The following is a 229-nucleotide window of genomic DNA, read 5'->3' as shown; positions in this document are numbered from 1 at the left end:
CCCGTAAACGGGCGCTGATCGCCGCCGGGTTTGGCTGGGCGAGACATAGCCAGAAGGTCAGCACCCTCAGCGGCGGCGAGCGATCGCGGCTGCTGTTCGTTGGCCTGTCGCTGGCGCGCTACAGTCTGCTGCTGCTGGATGAACCCACCAACCATCTTGATATGGAGGGTAAAGCGGCGCTGGCGCAGACGCTGCGCGATTACCCCGGCGGCGTGCTGCTGGTCAGTCA

General features: G+C 65.5%; 1 protein-coding gene. It reads left to right on the top strand.

The annotated features are described in order from the left end of the window. The coding region (locus ACX6XY_RS30555; protein WP_460338011.1) for an ATP-binding cassette domain-containing protein at window positions 1-229 on the top strand (229 nt) is incomplete at both ends.

It is taken from the genome of Streptomyces sp. O3, from assembly GCF_054788135.1.
This window is presented reverse-complemented; position numbering and strand designations above follow the sequence as displayed.